Raw genomic sequence first — 3,184 nt, 5'->3', positions numbered from 1 at the left:
AAAAAAGGAAAGGGAGAAGCCGGCGGCGCCCTACTTTCCCGCCATGGGGCAGTATCATCGGCGCGTGGGGGCTTGACTTCCGTGTTCGGAACGGGAACGGGTATTTCCCCCCAGCCATGGCCACCGGCATCAAAAAAACAACATGAAAGTCCCGGGAAGAAGGTCCGGAGAAAAGGGAACGATAATATGGCCAAGCCTCACGACCTATTAGTACCGCTCGGCTGTGCGCGTCGCCGCGCCTGCACCTGCGGCCTATCGACCTGGTAGTCTACCAGGGGTCTTCAGGGGAGTCGAGCTCCCGGGGATGTCTAGTCTTGAGGCCGGCTTCCCGCTTAGATGCTTTCAGCGGTTATCCGTTCCGAACTTAGTTACCCGGCACTTGCCCTTGGCAGGACAACCGGCAAGCCAGAGGTTCGTCCACCTCGGTCCTCTCGTACTAAAGGCAGATCCTCTCAGACATCCAACGCCCATAACAGATAGGGACCGAACTGTCTCGCGACGTTCTGAACCCAGCTCACGTACCGCTTTAATTGGCGAACAGCCAAACCCTTGGGACCTGCTCCAGCCCCAGGATGCGATGAGCCGACATCGAGGTGCCAAACTTTCCCGTCGATGTGAACTCTTGGGGAAAATCAGCCTGTTATCCCCGGAGTACCTTTTGTCCGTTAAGTGATGGCCTTTCCACACAGCACCATCAGATCATTAAGACCTGCTTTCGCACCTGCTCGCGATGTCTCGCTCGCAGTCAAGCCTCCTTTTGCCTTTACACTCGTACGATGATTTCCAACCACCGCGAGGAGACCTTCGCGCACCTCCGTTACTCTTTGGGAGGCGACCGCCCCAGTCAAACCGCCCGCCTAACACTGTCCCCGCACCTGCTTCAAGGCACGGGTTAGAAATCCCATTCATCAAGGCTGGTATTTCACCGTCGGCTCCGCCCAGGCTGACGCCCAGGCCTCGCTGCCTCCCAGCTATCCTACACATGATAAATAGGATCCCAGTGTTAAGTTGCGGTGAAGGTTCACGGGGTCTTTCCGTCTAATTATGGGTAGCCGGCTTCTTTACCGGCATATAAATTTCACCGAGTCTCGCGTTGAGACAGTGCCCAGAATCGTTACACCATTCGTGCGGGTCGGAACTTACCCGACAAGGAATTTCGCTACCTTAGGACCGTTATAGTTACGGCCGCCGTTTACTGGGGCTTCGATTCGCACCTTCGCCTTGCGGCTGAGCGCTCCTCTTAACCTTCCAGCACCGGGCAGGTGTCACCACCTATACGTCCCATTGCTGGTTCGCAGATGGCTGTGTTTTTGGTAAACAGTCGCCTGGGCCTGCTTTCTGCCGCTCCAATCTTCAACAAACGGAGCCACACTTCTTCCGAAGTTACGTGTGCATTTTGCCGAGTTCCTTAACGCGAGGTCGCTCGTGCGCCTTAGATTTCTCATCCCACCTACGTGTGTCCGTTTACGGTACGGTCTCCTCAAGCCTGACCTTAGACATTGTTTCCCGGCACCATGATTACGTCCGCTTCGATTCGACTTTCTCTCTTCTCGCCCGCAGCTCGCCTCAGGGAGTGGATTTGCCTGCTCCCCTCAAAAGCTCGCTGTTTGGACAGGGACAACCGTCGCCCTGCCGGATTTCACCTCATGCGTCATGCCCTCGAAACTTGAGGAGGTATCGGATTATAAACCGATTTCCCATCGACTACGCGTTTCCGCCTGGCCTTAGGGGCCGACTTACCCAGGGCAGATTGCCTTTACCCTGGAAACCTTAGGTTTTCGGCGGACGGGGATCTCACCCGTCTTTTCGTTACTTATACCTGCATTCTCTCTTCCGCTTCCTCCAGGGCCCCTCGCAGGTACCCCTTCGCCGGTCGGCGGAATGCTCCCCTACCAGTCATACACTGATGTATGAATCCATGGCTTCGGTACTATGCTTAGCCCCGTTTCATTGTCTGCGCACGGATGCTCGACCAGTGAGCTGTTACGCACTCTTTTAAGGAGTGGCTGCTTCTGAGCCAACCTCCTGGCTGTCTGTGCATCCGCACTTCATTTCACACTTAGCATAGTTTCGGGACCTTAGCCGATGGTCCGGGCTGTTTCCCTCTCGACTACGAACCTTGTCGCACGCAGTCTCACTCCCATAGGCTGGCTGACGGTATTCAGAGTTTGATCGAACTCGGTAGGATTTGACTCCCCCTCGCCCGTCCAGTGCTTTACCCCCGTCAGCTTTCTATGAGGCTGTCCCTAAAGGCATTTCGGGGAGAGCCAGCTATTTCCAGGTTTGTTTAGTCTTTCGCTCCGATCCACGGGTCATCACTACCTTTTTTAACAGATTACTGTTCGGTCCTCCACCCGGTTTCACCCGGGCTTCAACCTGCCCATGGATAGATCACCTTGGCTTCGGGTCTACCGCATGCAACTTATGCCGCCCTGTTCAGACTCGCTTTCGCTCCGGCTCCGGGACTCCGATCCCTTAACCTCGCTGCATACGGTAACTCGCAGGCTCATTCTACAAAAGGCACGCCACTACCCTCGCGGGCTGTGACATCTTGCCGGTCTCTGGTTTCAGGTTCTATTTCACTCCCCTCACAGGGGTTCTTTTCACCTTTCCCTCACGGTACTCGTTCGCTATCGGTAGCTGAAATGTATTTAGCCTTGGATCGTGGTCGACCCGGATTCCGACAGGGTTTCTCGTGCCCCGCCGTACTCAGGATGCTGCTAGATGGCTTCGGTTTTCGTTTACGCGGCTCTCACGCTCTTTGGCCGGCCTTCCCATGCCGTTCTCCTAACCTAGGCTCCTTCACGTCGCAGTCCTACAACCCCGCTCGAGGCGGTTTGGGCTCCTCCGCGTTCGCTCGCCGCTACTTACGGAATCTCAATTGATTTCTTTTCCCGGATTACTTAGATGGTTCACTTCATCCGGTGTCGCTCCTGCGGCCTATTTTATTCAGCCGTCCAGGTGACGGGCTCGCGCCCGCCGGGTTACCCCATTCGGAGATCCGCGGGTCAAGGGATATGTGCTCCTCTCCGCGGCTTTTCGCAGCTTATCACGTCCTTCATCGTCATTCAGCTCCAAGGCATCCACCAGGGACCCATGTTTCGCTTGACCATATTATCTTTCCCTCCCGCGCACAAGCAGGCGCGGGAGATCTCGTTGTAAAACCTTCTTCCTTCCCTTCCAG

The 3,184-nt window shown here is 55.7% G+C and carries 2 rRNA genes; both read right to left on the bottom strand.

From position 1 onward, the window contains the following. Positions 1 to 17 precede the first annotated feature (17 nt). Positions 18 to 128: ribosomal RNA gene (gene rrf / locus JI65_RS16695) — 5S ribosomal RNA — on the bottom strand. A 58-nt stretch (positions 129 to 186) separates the two neighbouring features. Beyond that, positions 187 to 3,111 (bottom strand): 23S ribosomal RNA (locus tag JI65_RS16690). Positions 3,112 to 3,184: the final 73 nt, after the last annotated feature.

The sequence above is a fragment of the Treponema zioleckii genome (genome assembly GCF_014737315.1).
GTDB lineage: Bacteria > Spirochaetota > Spirochaetia > Treponematales > Treponemataceae > Treponema_D > Treponema_D zioleckii.
Note: the sequence above shows the minus strand (reverse complement) of the source record. Positions and strands in the feature narration are given on the sequence as shown.